Annotated in this window: 13 protein-coding genes; 7 read left to right on the forward strand and 6 right to left on the reverse strand. The window is 73.5% G+C overall.

Annotated elements, in window-relative coordinates; translation table 11 throughout:
- Nucleotides 1–255: 255 nt before the first annotated feature.
- Entirely contained in the window at nt 256–783 is a 528-nt protein-coding gene (locus AB0B63_RS30890; RefSeq protein WP_357025263.1) for a GNAT family protein, read from the reverse strand.
- Between the two features lie 152 nt (nt 784–935).
- On the opposite strand from AB0B63_RS30890, the gene AB0B63_RS30895 reads away from it, so the two are divergent.
- Nucleotides 936–1,418 carry a MarR family transcriptional regulator gene (locus tag AB0B63_RS30895; RefSeq protein WP_208568957.1) on the forward strand — a complete coding sequence of 161 codons (483 nt, stop codon included), beginning with the start codon at nt 936–938 and terminating at the stop codon, nt 1,416–1,418.
- Nucleotides 1,419–1,429: 11 nt separating this feature from the next.
- Nucleotides 1,430–2,416, forward strand: a complete 987-nt coding sequence (locus tag AB0B63_RS30900; protein ID WP_357025267.1) for a pirin family protein — start codon at nt 1,430–1,432, stop codon at nt 2,414–2,416.
- Between the two features lie 167 nt (nt 2,417–2,583).
- Here the strand turns inward: AB0B63_RS30900 and AB0B63_RS30905 are convergent, their stop codons facing one another.
- Nucleotides 2,584–2,712: a hypothetical protein gene (locus tag AB0B63_RS30905; protein ID WP_255597954.1), complete on the reverse strand. Its 129-nt coding sequence runs from the start codon at nt 2,710–2,712 to the stop codon at nt 2,584–2,586.
- A gap of 135 nt (nt 2,713–2,847) precedes the next feature.
- Between AB0B63_RS30905 and AB0B63_RS30910 the strand changes: the two genes are divergently transcribed.
- Nucleotides 2,848–4,437: a phospholipase D-like domain-containing protein gene (locus AB0B63_RS30910; protein ID WP_357025270.1), complete on the forward strand. Its 1,590-nt coding sequence runs from the start codon at nt 2,848–2,850 to the stop codon at nt 4,435–4,437.
- Here the strand turns inward: AB0B63_RS30910 and AB0B63_RS30915 are convergent.
- Nucleotides 4,386–5,159: a hypothetical protein gene (locus AB0B63_RS30915; RefSeq protein ID WP_357025273.1), complete on the reverse strand. Its 774-nt coding sequence runs from the start codon at nt 5,157–5,159 to the stop codon at nt 4,386–4,388. The genes AB0B63_RS30910 and AB0B63_RS30915 overlap by 52 nt on opposite strands.
- A gap of 380 nt (nt 5,160–5,539) precedes the next feature.
- Between AB0B63_RS30915 and AB0B63_RS30920 the strand changes: the two genes are divergently transcribed.
- Nucleotides 5,540–6,364: a SigB/SigF/SigG family RNA polymerase sigma factor gene (locus AB0B63_RS30920; protein ID WP_208568961.1), complete on the forward strand. Its 825-nt coding sequence runs from the start codon at nt 5,540–5,542 to the stop codon at nt 6,362–6,364.
- Between the two features lie 335 nt (nt 6,365–6,699).
- Here AB0B63_RS30920 and AB0B63_RS30925 read toward each other — a convergent pair whose 3' ends face one another.
- Genes AB0B63_RS30925 through AB0B63_RS30935 form a run of 3 tightly spaced genes read right to left on the reverse strand, consistent with a single transcriptional unit; the run spans nt 6,700 to nt 9,490 of the window.
- Nucleotides 6,700–7,293, reverse strand: coding sequence for a GNAT family N-acetyltransferase (locus AB0B63_RS30925; protein WP_357025278.1), 594 nt, complete (start codon nt 7,291–7,293; stop codon nt 6,700–6,702).
- Nucleotides 7,290–8,810 (reverse strand): APC family permease, encoded by a 1,521-nt coding sequence (locus AB0B63_RS30930; RefSeq protein ID WP_208568963.1) that lies wholly within the window; start codon nt 8,808–8,810, stop codon nt 7,290–7,292. The genes AB0B63_RS30925 and AB0B63_RS30930 overlap by 4 nt, the downstream gene beginning before the upstream one ends.
- Before the next feature lie 53 nt (nt 8,811–8,863).
- Nucleotides 8,864–9,490, reverse strand: a complete 627-nt coding sequence (locus tag AB0B63_RS30935; protein ID WP_208569071.1) for a GPP34 family phosphoprotein — start codon at nt 9,488–9,490, stop codon at nt 8,864–8,866.
- 142 nt (nt 9,491–9,632) lie between these two features.
- Here AB0B63_RS30935 and AB0B63_RS30940 point away from each other — a divergent pair, with 142 nt between their 5' ends.
- Genes AB0B63_RS30940 through hrpB form a run of 3 tightly spaced genes read left to right on the forward strand, consistent with a single transcriptional unit; the run spans nt 9,633 to nt 13,261 of the window.
- The gene (locus AB0B63_RS30940) at nt 9,633–10,478 is read left to right on the forward strand and encodes a helix-turn-helix transcriptional regulator (protein WP_208568964.1); all 846 of its coding nucleotides are present in this window, start codon (nt 9,633–9,635) and stop codon (nt 10,476–10,478) included.
- 40 nt (nt 10,479–10,518) lie between these two features.
- Nucleotides 10,519–10,719, forward strand: a complete 201-nt coding sequence (locus tag AB0B63_RS30945) for a DUF397 domain-containing protein (RefSeq protein ID WP_208568965.1) — start codon at nt 10,519–10,521, stop codon at nt 10,717–10,719.
- A gap of 25 nt (nt 10,720–10,744) precedes the next feature.
- Nucleotides 10,745–13,261, forward strand: a complete 2,517-nt coding sequence (hrpB, locus tag AB0B63_RS30950) for an ATP-dependent helicase HrpB (protein WP_357025283.1) — start codon at nt 10,745–10,747, stop codon at nt 13,259–13,261.
- Nucleotides 13,262–13,263: the final 2 nt, after the last annotated feature.

Raw genomic sequence — 13,263 nt, forward strand, 5'->3', positions numbered from 1 at the left:
ACACCTGCCGATGCCCGAACGTCAACACACCCGGCTTCGCCACCAGGACCTCCAACCCAACCCAAGATCAGTTGCACTGAAGCCTAGAAACCGCCGGCCTGAAATTGACGCGAAGCTCTTGATCACCGGGGGCAGGGCGGGAGCGGAGCGGGCAGGGGGCGGGAGCGGAGCGGGCAGGGGGCGGGAGCGGAGCGAGCAGGGGGCGGGAGGAGGGCGGGACGGGGCGGGCGGAGCGGCGGGTGGGTGGGGGGTGGGTCAGGGGTCGGTGGTGAGGCGGGCGTGGAGGTGTTCGTCGTGTCGGTGGCCGTCGCCGTAGCGGTGGGATTCGCGCAGGGTCCCCTCCAGCCGGTATCCGGCCCGTGCGGCGACCCGGCAGGAGGCAGGGTTGTCCACGGCGTGGCACAGCTCGATCCGGTGCAGGCCGAGCCGGGTGAAGGCCCATCTGGTGAGCGCGTCCAACGCCCGGCCGGCTACCCCGTGGCCCCGGGCCGGGGCGGCGGTCCAGTAGCCGACGGCGGCGTTGCCGTCCCGGATCTGGTGTACGGAGACCGCACCGAGCAGCGTTCCGTCGGTGTCCCCGGTCACCGCGAGGGAGGCGTGGCTGCCGTCGCTCCAGTCGGCGCGGCGGGCGATCCACGTGGCGGCCTGTGTCAGGTCGCCCACCCCCTGCCCGTTCCACCGGACGATCTCGGGGTCGACCAGGGCGGCCAGCACGGCCGGTGCGTCCGCCGCCCGCCAGGGACGCAGCAGCAGGCCGGGGGCGGTGATCTCCACGGGTTCCACCACGGCAGTCTGCCAGCTCGCCGTGGTCGGCGGCCCACCCTTGTGGCTTATCCTTCGAATTCTGAAATTCCACCTCTCAAGCGATGGTGTCGCCCTGCTCACACGCATCACAGCGAGCTTTTTTAAATTTGAAAGAGTGATATTGTTCGGGCATGACGGAGAGCCTGGACAGCGAGCGGATGGCTTGCTGGCGTGCCTACATCGAGGCCAGCCAGCGGCTGTTCACCCGGCTGGAGGACGACCTGCGCGCCGACGGGGAGCTGAGCTTCGCCGACTACCACGTGCTGGTCCTGCTCTCCGAGGCGCCGGGCCAGCGGCTCCGGATGGGTGAGCTGGCCGGCCGGCTGGTCTTCTCCCCCAGCCGGCTCACCTACCAGATCTCCACCATGCAGCGGCGGGGCCTGGTCTCCAGGCAGTCCTGCCCCGGGGACCGTCGGGGCAGTGAGGCGGTGCTCACCGCCGCCGGGTTGCTGACCCTGCGCGAGGCCGCGCCGGGGCACCTCGCCTCGGTCCGCCGGCACCTGATGGACGACCTCGACGACGCCGAGGTCACCACCCTGACCCGGGTCTTCGATCGGCTCGGCCGGCGGCTGCGCGCCGACCGGGACGCGTCGTCCACCCACCGCGACACCTGAGGAGAGCCGAGATGCCCGCGATCACCGTCGACGACGTCCTCGTCCTGCCCCGCCTGCCCCGGCTCGACGAGACCACCAGCTACCGGCCGGTCCGCCGGCTGACCACCGCCCCGAGCGGCTACGAGGGTGAGGGGTTCCCGGTCCGCCGGGCCTTCGCCGGGGTGCCGATGCAGGATCTCGACCCGTTCATCCACCTCGACCAGATGGGCGAGGTGGACTACGCGCCGGGCGAGCCGAAGGGCACCCCGTGGCACCCGCACCGGGGCTTCGAGACGGTCACCTACATGATCGACGGGATCATGGACCACCAGGACTCGCAGGGTGGTGGCGGCACCATCACCGACGGCGACACCCAGTGGATGACCGCCGGCAGCGGCCTGCTGCACATCGAGGCCCCACCGGAGCACCTGGTCGCCAGCGGTGGCCTCTTCCACGGCCTCCAGCTCTGGGTCAACCTGCCCCGGGTGGCCAAGATGATGCCGCCGCGCTACCAGGACATCCGGGGTCGGGAGGCGGCCCTGCTGACCACGCCGGACGGCGGGGCGCTGATCCGGATCATCGCCGGTGAGATCGCCGGGCACCAGGGGCCGGGGTCGACCCACACGCCGATCACCATCGCCCACGTCACGCTGGAGCCCGGTGCCGAGTTGGACCTGCCCTGGCGGGCCGACTTCAACGCGCTGGTCTACGCGCTCTCCGGTCGCGGCACGGTCGGCACCGACCGGCGACCGTTGCAGGGCGGCCAGTTGGCCGTGCACGGTCCGGGCGACGCGCTGCGGGTGACCGCCGCCGGCAAGCAGGACGGCAACACCCCGGGCCTGGATCTCTACATCATGGGCGGAAAGCCCATCCGGGAGCCGGTGGCGCACTACGGGCCGTTCGTGATGAACACCCGCGCCGAGCTGATGCAGGCCTTCGAGGACTTCCAGGCCGGCAAGCTGGGCGTCGTGCCCGCCCAGCGGCTGCCGCACACCGGCGGCCAGGGCGACCGGCCCTGACCGGGCGTACGCCGGCCTGGAGCCGGTGACCCGTCCACGGGCGTCCCGGGATATCCCGGGGCGCCCGTTTCGGGCGCGGTGACCGGCGCGAAGGGGAGGCCCCCGTGCGCCGAGGTGTCCGTTCCGGTGGACCGGGGCGGGCGGTGGTGGCAGGTGGGTGGCGGCCGTCAGGAGACCGCGAAGATCCCGGCCACCCCGAGAATCACCATGAGCAGCACCGCCAGGATCGCGCCGCGTTCGCTCTCGACCGCCTGCGTACGGTCCTCGGTCGCGGAATTCGTCGTCTCGGCGGGCATTGCGGTGCCTCCTCGGCGTTCGCGGCTCTACGGGGTGCGGTAGGCCACCGTCCGGGCGTCTGTCGTGCCACCCGGAATGCGCATTCGCGGCGGGGGTCCTACCGTGAGGACGTCGTCGACCTCGGGAGGTGGAGCGTGGCGATCGAGGACTGGTTCCTGACCGCTGAGGAACGCGCCAACCCGGTGTCGGGGATACCCGTCTGGACGACCGGAAACCTCGCCGAGCCACTGATTCACGGTGCGGCGTACTTCGACCGCCTGGTCAGCGCGGTGGAGGCCCTCGGCGCGGGTGACCACCTCTTCTTCACCGACTGGCGGGGCGACCCGGACGAACGGATGCGCCCGGACGGCCCGACGGTGGCCCAGCTCTTCGCGCAGGCCGCCCAACGTGGCGTGGTGGTCAAGGGGCTGCTCTGGCGCTCCCACCTCGACGCGCTGTCCTACAGCGAGGCGGAGAACCGGGACCTGAGCGAGACGGTCAACGCCGCCGGCGGTGAGGTGCTGCTCGACCAGCGGGTGAGGCGGGGCGGGTCGCACCACCAGAAGCTGGTGGTGCTGCGCCACCCCGACGCGCCGGAACGGGACGTCGCCTTCGCCGGCGGGATCGACCTGTGCCACAGCCGCCGCGACGACGCCGACCACCACGGCGACCCGCAGCCGTTGGCCATGTCACCCCGGTACGGCCCGCGCCCGCCCTGGCACGACGTGCAGCTCGCCGTCCGGGGGCCGGTGGTCGGTGCGTTGGACACCACGTTCCGCGAGCGGTGGACCGACCCGATGCCGTTGGACTCGGAGAACCCGCTGGCCTACCTGCGGGACCGGCTGCGCGGCTCCGACCTCCGCCCCGACCCGCTGCCCGCCCAGCCGGCCGACCCGCCGCCCTGCGGGCCGCACCGCATCCAGGTGCTGCGCACCTATCCGGCGGTCCGCCCCCGCTACGCGTTCGCCCCGGACGGCGAGCGCACGGTGGCCCGCGGCTACACCAAGGCGGTACGCCGGGCCCGCCGGCTGATCTACCTGGAGGACCAGTACCTCTGGTCGACCGAGGTGGCGGAGCTGTTCGCCGAGGCGCTGCGGGCCAATCCGGACCTGCACCTGGTCGCCGTGGTGCCGCGTCATCCGGACGTCGACGGCGCGTTGGCGCTGCCGCCGAACATGGTGGGTCGGGAGCAGGCGTTGTCGCTGTGTGAGCGGGCCGCCCCGGAGCGGGTGCACGTCTTCGACGTGGAGAACCGGGCGGGCGAGCCGGTCTACGTGCACGCCAAGATCTGCGTGGTCGACGACGTCTGGGCGAGCGTGGGCAGCGACAACTTCAACCGCCGGTCCTGGACGCACGACAGCGAGCTGTCCTGCGCGGTGCTCGACGACACCCGCGACCCGAGGTCCCCCGCCGACCCGGCGGGTCAGGGTGACGGTGCCCGGGTGTTCGCCCGGGACCTGCGGCTGCGGTTGTGGCGTGAGCACCTGGACCGCGATCCGGACGGGGCCGACGACGCCGACCTGCTGGATCCGGCCGACGCGGTGGCGGCGATCACCTCGACCGCCGACGCCCTGCAACGGTGGTACGACACCGGTCGGCAGGGTCCCCGGCCACCGGGCCGGTTGCGTCCGCACCGGCCCGAGCGGTTGCCCTGGTACACCCGGCTCTGGGCGTTGCCGGCCTACCGGTTGGTCTACGACCCCGACGGCAGGCCGCTGCACGCCCGGCGCAAGGGCACCTGGTGAGCCGGCGCCCCGGTCGGCGTCGGCGCGGTGGCCGGTGACGGCGGGGGCGGCGCGGGATACCTGGTCAGTCCGCCCGGGTGAGCGAAGGAGGCCCGCGGGGCGTAGCAGCCCCCGAAGATGAGCAGGGGGTTCTCCGGGCGCAGCGCGTAGCTCGGGTGCACCGGGTCGAAGAACTCGACCGACTCGATCTCGAAGGGGCTGACCGGCTCCGACACGTACGGGTAGACGCCGCTGACCAGGTCGCCGTCGCGGAGGGTGAAGTAGCGGTGGTGTCCGGCGCGTATCTCGTGGCCGGTCTGGCCGACCCGGGCCCGGGTCCGGATCAACGGGGCGCCGCCGATCTCGGTGTCGGCGACCAGCACGTCACCGCGTACCCGCAGGGTGGTGCGTCCCAGCACGGCGGGGGCGCCCCGGGCGGCGGCGTAGTCGCGCACCCGGGGGCTGCAGGTGACGTAGTGGGTCCACCAGCCGCCGGGGGTCACCCCGTCGGGCGCGTCGACGCCGGCGAGGGCCACCCCAAGGCAGGTGAGCGTGTAAGCGCCGAAGCCGGAGGTCTGGGCGGTGTCCTCGACGACCTGTTGGTTCATGAAGACCTGGCGGTCGGGCCGGGGGCGCAGGCCCGGGGGGACCAGGGCGGCGACCGCGTCCGGGTCGGCCGGCAGCCAGCTGAAGTGCAGCGTCCGGCTGTCGACGACGAGCTGCGGGTCCGCGGGGTCGAGCACGGTGCTTCCTCCGTACGGGGTGGTCCCCGCGACGGTACGGGCGGGCTCGGCGGCGGGACAAGGACGGAAACCCGACACGGCACCGTGGTGTCGGGCTCCCGGCCGACGGACCGGTCCGCCGGTGGGCCGGGCGGGGCGACCCGGCGGGGCCGTACCGGCTCCGGTCCCCGGATCGGACGACGCTGCGTGGTGAGGGTCACCGCCATCGGTAATCTATGACCGTTTCGGGGCTTTAGTGAAGCAAAATCACTTAAGTACATCAGCCTTTCGGCTAGATTTCCCCTCACCGATCAGGCTATGGTGGCTTCCGAACGGCCCATCTGAAGCTAAACCAAAGCGTCACGCCTTTTTCCGCGGACGAGGTGCAGGGAGGACCACCAATGACCGCGTCAACCATGAGCGAGCAGGCGACCACCACGCCGACCACCACCGAGAAGCTCGACCCCCGCGCCCTCACCGACAGCGCCGCCGACCTGCTGAACGCGATGGCCGCACTGCCCGCCAACCACCCGTCGCGGGCCGCGCTGCGGGACCGGGCGATCGAGGCCTGGCTGCCGCTGGCCAACCACCTGGCCCACCGCTACAGCGGCCGGGGCGAGCCCACCGACGACCTGGCCCAGACCGCCGCCGTCGGCCTGATCAAGGCGATCGACAAGTTCGACCCGACGCGCGGTGTCGACTTCGCCGGCTACGCCATCCCGACCATCATCGGTGAGCTGAAGCGGCACTTCCGCGACCGCACCTGGGACATCCGGGTGCCCCGTCGGCTCCAGGAGCTCCGGCTGGCCATCTCCGACGCCAACAGCTCGCTGCTGCAGACCCTCGGCCGCTCGCCGACGGTCGCCGACATCGCCGCCCACCTCAAGATCACCGAGGAGGAGGTCCTGGAGGGCCTGGAGGGTGCCCGCGCCTACAACGCGGTGTCGCTGTCCACCCCGACCGGCGACGGCGACCGGGCCACCGAACTGGGCGACATGCTCGGCGGCGAGGACAACGAGTTCGAGCTGGCCGAGCTGCGGGTGGCCCTCGGCCCCGCGCTGGCCACCCTCGACGAGCGCGAGCAGAAGATCCTCACCCTGCGCTTCTACGGCAACCTGACCCAGTCGCAGATCGCCGACCAGATCGGCGTCTCGCAGATGCACGTGTCGCGGCTGCTCGCCCGGGCCCTGACCAAGCTGCGCGGTCAGCTCGACGGCACCTACTAGGGGGTGGCGGCGGTCACCGACCCGGCGGGTCGGTGACGGCCACGACCACGAGGCCCGGCCGGCGGTTCGCCGGCCGGGCCTTCCCCATGTCCGAAGCCGCCGCGCCCGGCTCCACAACCGCCGTGGCCCGACCCCGCAACCGCCGCGCCCGGCTCCACAACCCCGTGCCCGACCCCGCAACCGCCCTGGCCCGACCCGCAACCCCGTGGCCCGCCCCCGCAACCGCCGTACCCGACGTAGGAAGTGCCGCGCCCGACTCCGCACGGCGTGGCGCCGCAGCGGAAAAGCCGTGGCCCCGACGCGCGTGCGTCGGGGCCACGGTCTCGTCGGTCCGGTCAGCCGGCCGCCGGGTCCCGCCACATCGGATAGAACGGCGTGCCGTCCGGCAGTCGGAAGACCTCCCGCAACCGGTAGCCGTGCCGGGCGTAGAGGTCCCGCCCGGCCTCGCTGCTCGCCTCCAGGTAGCCGGGCACCCCGTGGGCGTCCAGCCAGGCGTGGTGGTGCCGTAGCAGCGCGGTACCCAGCCCCTGGCCCTGCCGTCCCGGCCGGACGGCCAGCAGCGCCAGGTGGTGGTGGTCGGGATGCGGATGGTTGGCCGCGAACAGCTCGTCGAGGTGCTGGAACCGGGGGGTCCACTCACCACAGGCGGCGGCCAGCCGGTCGTCGTAGTCCACCGGGGCCGGCGAATCGCCACCGACCTGCGACAGCCAGACCGCCACCCCGTCCCGGTCCGCGGTGCCGAAGACCAGGCCGTGCCGCATCGCGTGGTCGACCAGGATCTCGAAGTTGTCGGCGAAGACGGCCTCCCGCTTCGCCTCGTCCGGCACCAGCCACCGGGTCGCCGGGAGCACCAGGAACGCCTCGGCGATCCGCTCGGCGACGAGCCGGGTGTCGGCGGCGTCGAGTCGCTCGACGGTGACCGTGTTCACCGCCGGGCCTCCACCGGCACCGGGCCGTCCACCGGCGGGTCGAACAGTGAGGTCGCCGCGCTCTCCGCGCCGCGCCCGATCCGGGCGTAGACATCGGGACGGTTGGACCGCAGCACCATGCCCCAGAGGAAGCCGATCAGCGCGGCCACCGGGTACACCCCCGGGATGATCCAGCGCAGCGGCGAGTCCGGCGCGACGCCGAGCAGGGTGGCGAAGTTCGTCACCGCCACCGCGACGACGGCCGCCAGCGCGACGGTGGCCAGTGCCGGGGCGATCGCCCGCCGCCACAGCGACTCCGAGGTGTCGGACCGGGCGAAGTAGACGATCACGGCGACGCTGGTGGTGGCGATCAGCAGCAGTACACCGAAGCCACCGCCGGTGCCGGCGTAGTAGAAGAGCTGCACCACCGGGTCCCAGCCGTTGACCGCGTACAGCACGATCACCAGCAGGCCGAGCAGGCTCTGCGCCAGCGACGCCACCCGGGGTGCCCCGGTTCGGGGCGAGGTCTGCCCGAAGGCGGCCGGCAGCACCCGCTCCCGGCCCAGCGCGAAGGCGTACCGGGCGGTGGTGTTGTGGAACGAGATCATCGCGGCCAGCACCGAGGTCATGAAGAGCGCCTGGCCGATGGTGACGGCGGTGTCGCCGAGGTGCGCGGCGGCCAGGTTGAAGATCAGTTCGATGCTCTGCTCACCGGCGGCGGCGGAGATGTTCTCCGGCCCCACGGCCACGGTCATCGACCAGGAGGAGAGGGCGTAGAGCCCAGCGATGATCGCCACCGAGAGGTACGTCGCCAGCGGCACCGTCCGCTTGGGGTCCTTGCTCTCCTCGCTGAACACCACCGAGGACTCGAACCCCACGAAGCCGGTCATGGCGAGCACCAGCAGCGCACCCGCCCCCGGCACCAGCAGGTTGGACGGGGCCAGCGCGGCGAAGCTGGTCGTGCCGCCCGCCGGGTTACTGAGCTGACCCAGGTCGAACACGACGATCAGCACGATCTCGGCGATCAGCAGCACCGCCAAGACCTTGCCGTTGACGTCCACCCGCAGCAGGCCGAGGAAGGCGACCAGCGCCCAGGCCACCAGGGCCACCACGGCCCAGTGCGGCTCGACGCCGAAGAGGGTGCCGAGCACCGGCGCGGCGGCGGCGCCGATGGCGCCGTACAGACCGACCTGGAGCGCGTTGTACGCGATGAGGGCGACCCAGGCCGCGCCGACGCCGGCCGGCCGGCCGATGCCACGCGCGACGTAGGCGTAGAACGCGCCGGCGTTCTCCACCCGGCGGGCCATCGCCACGTAGCCGACGGAGAAGAGCGCCAGCACGGCGCCGACGGCGAGGAAGGCCAGCGGCATCCCGGTGATGCCGGTGACCGCGTAGCCGGTGGTGACCACGCCGGCCACCACGGTCAGCGGGGCGGCGGCGGAGAGCACGAAGAAGATGACCGACGGCACGCCGAGGCGGCCACGGGCCAGGGCGTCACTGACGTTGCTTGGTCGTACGACTGTCGGATGGGGGGGCATGGGGCTGCTCCGGAAGAGGGGGAGATGAGGGGGAAGGTGGTGGCGCGGCGAGATCAGGGGATGCCGCGCAGCACCGCAGCGCCGACCGCGGCCTCGGTGTGCACGACGAGTTCCTTCAGCGGCGGAGGCAGCGACTGGACGAGGGTGGCCAGTCGGTGGTGGGCGCGCGGGCCGGCGCTCCACAGCACCTCGCGGGTCAGCCCGGCGGCGGCCACCAGCCCGAGCAGCGTGGTGTCCGACACCAGGGGCTGCTCCGGCCGCTCGACCAGGGCCCGCAGCCGGGTCGCCGGCCAGGCTGCGGCGTTGAGGTCGATCGGCAGGTAGCTGACCGTGGTCCGCAGCAGCCGGCGGTTCTCCTGCCGGCGCAGCACCCCGGCACGGGCCAGCCGCTCCCCTACCGAGGTGGTGGACGACTGGGCCAGGAAGGCGAGCCAGGTGCGCACCGCCTGGTGCTGCGACTCACCGATCAGTTGGTCGAGCACGGTGTGGGCCAGTGCGTCGGCCGGGGGACGCCGGTCGATCACGCTGACCAGTCCACCCGAGACGGTGATCTGTCCGAAGAGGATCAACTCGGCCAGCAGACCGGCGGCGAGACCGAGGCCGGTGGCGCTCGGATGCAGCTTGGCCTTGCCCCGGCTGTCGTTGTGCGCAATCAGAAAAAACTCGTCGGCGATCAGCAAACGAGCCTCCAACGCATTGTCCACAGGTGATCCACGCCGGGTGACAGGATGCCCCCAGACCTCCAGCTTTGCAACTCCCAGATTCGATGGTTGCACTCCGTACTCATGCGACCTGCGGATCTTGTCGTGACAGACTCGGAGGGTGACTGCCAGCCCCACCGTTCGCCGCCGCCGCATCGCCCGTGAACTCCGCCAACTGCGGGAACGCGCGGGCATGACGCTCGACGTGGCCGCCCGCCAACTCGACATGTCCAAGAGCAACCTGTCCCGGATCGAGAACGCGCAGATCGGGATCAAACCCCGTGACGTCCGCGCCGCCCTGGCCCTCTACGAGGTGACCGGCGTCGACGCTGAGGCGCTCATCGAGATCGCCCGGGGCGCGCAGCAGCGCGGCTGGTGGCAGAACTACAGCGACGTGCTGCCGGAGTGGTTCGAGTTCTACGTCGGCCTCGAGGCGGAGGCGGAGAGCCTGCGCACCTACGAGGCGGAGTCCGTCCCCGGCCTGTTGCAGACCGAGGCGTACGCCCGGGAGATGTTCCGCCGTACGGCCGGCGAGGAGGGGTTGGAACGGAAGGTGGCCGCCCGGCTGCGCCGGCAGGAGGTGCTCCACCGGGAGTCTCCCCCGGTCGAGCTGTCGGTGGTGCTCAACGAGGCGGTGCTGTTGCGCCCGGTGGGCGGACCGGCCGTCATGGCGGAGCAGCTGACCCACATGGCCCGGATCGCCCAGTCACCGAACGTGACATGCCACGTACTTCCGTTCGCGTCCGGCGGGCACCCGGCGATGAGCACTCCGTACGTGATCATCACGTTTGCCGACGCGGCCGACAATTCCGTGGTTTACCTGGACAATCTCACGCTGGGTCTGGCGCTGGAGGAAGCGGGACACGTGCGCGGGTATACCCTTGTGCACGAGGAGCTGTGCCGGATGGCACTGGATCCGGCGGCGTCTTTGGCCCGCCTGGAGGAGGCTGCTCGTCACTTTGCGTGATCGCATTGCGGCACGCCCGGGGGGAACGGAAGGTATGGGAATGCAGGCGCTGCCTCTGTCCATGATGGACTGGCGGACCAGCAGCCGCAGCAGCGGCAACGGCAACTGTGTGGAGATCGCCACCACCGACGACCGGATCGCGGTGCGCGACAGCAAGGACCGGTGCGGTCCCGCGCTGGTCTTCTCCGCCCACGCCTGGACAGCCTTCGTCACCGGCATGGAGGCGGTACGACCGGGCTGACCCCCGGCGTGCCACAGTGGCAGCCGTGCTCCGTGACGTACCACTCGACCTGCCGGTCCGGCCGGCGCTGCCACCGCTGCTGCGGGCGCTGACCGGCACCGGCAGCGCGGTCCTGGTGGCCCCGCCCGGCACCGGCAAGACCACCCTCGCGCCGCTCGCGGTGGCCGACGGGGTGCCCGGTCGGGTGCTGGTCGCCCAGCCCCGCCGGGTGGCCGCCCGCGCGGCGGCCCGACGGATCGCCGACCTGCTCGGCGAGCGGGTCGGCGACCGGGTCGGGTACGCCGTGCGCGGCGACCGCCGGGTCGGCCCGGCCACCCGGATCGAGGTGGTCACCACCGGCCTGCTGGTCCGCCGGTTGCTGCGCGACCCCGAGCTGCCCGGGGTCGACGCGGTGCTGCTCGACGAGTGTCACGAGCGGCAGCTCGACGCGGATCTCGCGTTGGCCTTCACCGTGGAGGCCCGCGCGGCGCTGCGGCCCGAGCTGTGGCTGGTGGCCATGTCGGCGACCCCGGAGGCGGACCGGTTCGCCGCGTTGCTCGGCGGCGACACGCCGGCCCCGGTGGTCCGCGCCGAGGCCGCCCTGCACCCGGTCGCCCGGGTCTGGACGCCGCCGCCGCGCCCGGTCGCGCCGCCGGGCGCGGGACGGGTCGATCCGCTGCTGCTCGACCACGTCGCCGCCACCGTCCGGCGGGCCCTGCACGAGCAGGACGGCGACCTGCTGGTCTTCCTGCCCGGGGCGGGCGAGATCGGGGCGGTGGCCCGCCGGTTGGCCGACCTGACCGACCGGGTGGCCGTCCTGCCACTGCACGGGCGGCTACCCGCCGCCGCACAGGACGCCGCGTTGCGCCCGGCCGCACGACGTCGGGTGGTGCTCGCCACCTCCGTCGCGGAGAGCAGCCTGACCGTGCCCGGGGTCCGGGTGGTGGTCGACGCGGGCCTGGCCCGGGTGGCCCGCACCGACCTGTCCCGGGGGCTGGGCGCACTGGTCACCGTGGCGGTGTCCCGGGCCGCGGCGACCCAGCGGGCCGGGCGGGCCGGCAGGCAGGCCCCGGGGGTGGTCTACCGTTGCTGGTCCGAGGCCGTCCACGGCCGGCTCGCCGCCCAGCCCGAGCCGGAGATCGCCACCGCCGACCTGACCGGCTTCGCCCTGGACCTGGCCGCCTGGGGCAGCCCCGACGGCGTCGGCCTGGCACTGCCCGACGCACCGCCGCCCGCCGCGCTGACCGTCGCCCGGGAGACGTTGACCAGCCTCGGCGCGATCGACGCCGAGGGTCGGGTGACGGCCCGGGGACGGGCCATCGCCGCCACCGGCACCCACCCCCGGCTGGGTCGCGCCCTGCTCGACGGCGCCGCCCGGGTCGGCGGGGACCGGGCCGCCGAACTGGTCGCCCTGCTCGCCGAGGACGGTCTGGCCGGGCGGCACGACGACCTCACCGCCGGGTGGCGGCGGCTGCGCGACGACACCGATCCCGGTGCCACCGCCCGCTGGCGTGCGGAGGTACGCCGGCTGCGCGCCGCCCTGCCCGCCACCACCGAGCGGGGCGGCGTCGGCGCACGGCTGCCGGACGATCTGGCGGCGGGGCTGCTGGTGGGGCTGGCCTATCCGGAGCGGCTGGCCCGGCTGCGCCGGGCCGGCGGGACGTCGTACCTGATGGCGGGTGGGACCGGGGCGGAGCTGGCGGCCGGGTCGGCGCTGGCCGGGACGGGCTGGCTGGCCGTCGCCGTCGCCGACCGGTCGCCGGGCGCACCGACCGCCCGGGTCCGGTTGGCCGCGCCGGTCGACGAGGCGACCGCCCGGGAGGTCGGCGGTCCGCTGCTGACCGAGGTACGCGAGGTCGGCTGGGTCGACGGCGACGTGCTGGCCCGGCAGGTGACCCGGCTCGGGGCGATCGAGCTGGTCAGCCGCCCACTGGCCCGGCCGGCGTCGGAGCTGCTGGCCGCCGCCCTCGCCGACGGGCTGCGCCAGGTGGGCCTGGACCTGCTGACCTGGACCCCGGCGGCCCGGACGCTGCGCCAGCGGCTGGCGTTCTGCCGGCAGGCGTTGGGGGCGGACTGGCCGGAGGTCTCCGACGCCGCGCTGCTCGCCGCCGCCGACCGGTGGCTCGGGCCGGAGCTGGCCGCCGCCCGTCGCCGTGCCGACCTGGCCCGGATCGACGTGACCGGGGCGCTGCGTCGGCTGCTGCCCTGGCCGCAGGCGGGCCGGCTGGACGAGCTGGCCCCGGAACGCATCGAGGTGCCCAGCGGCTCCCGGGTCCGGGTCGACTACGCCGATCCGGCGGCGCCGGTGCTGGCGGTGAAACTCCAGGAGACGTTCGGCTGGGCGGACGCGCCCCGGCTGGCCGACGGTAGGGTGCCGGTGCTGCTGCACCTGCTCTCCCCCGCGGGCCGGCCGGTCGCGGTCACCGCCGACCTGGCGTCGTTCTGGCGCACCGGCTACCCGCAGGTGCGCGGGGAACTACGCGGGCGCTATCCGCGCCATCCCTGGCCGGAGGACCCGACCACGGCCACCCCGACCCGGCACACCACGCACCGCCGACGCTGAGC

The sequence above is a fragment of the Micromonospora sp. NPDC049081 genome (genome assembly GCF_040648835.1).
Classification (GTDB): Bacteria; Actinomycetota; Actinomycetes; order Mycobacteriales; family Micromonosporaceae; genus Micromonospora; species Micromonospora antibiotica.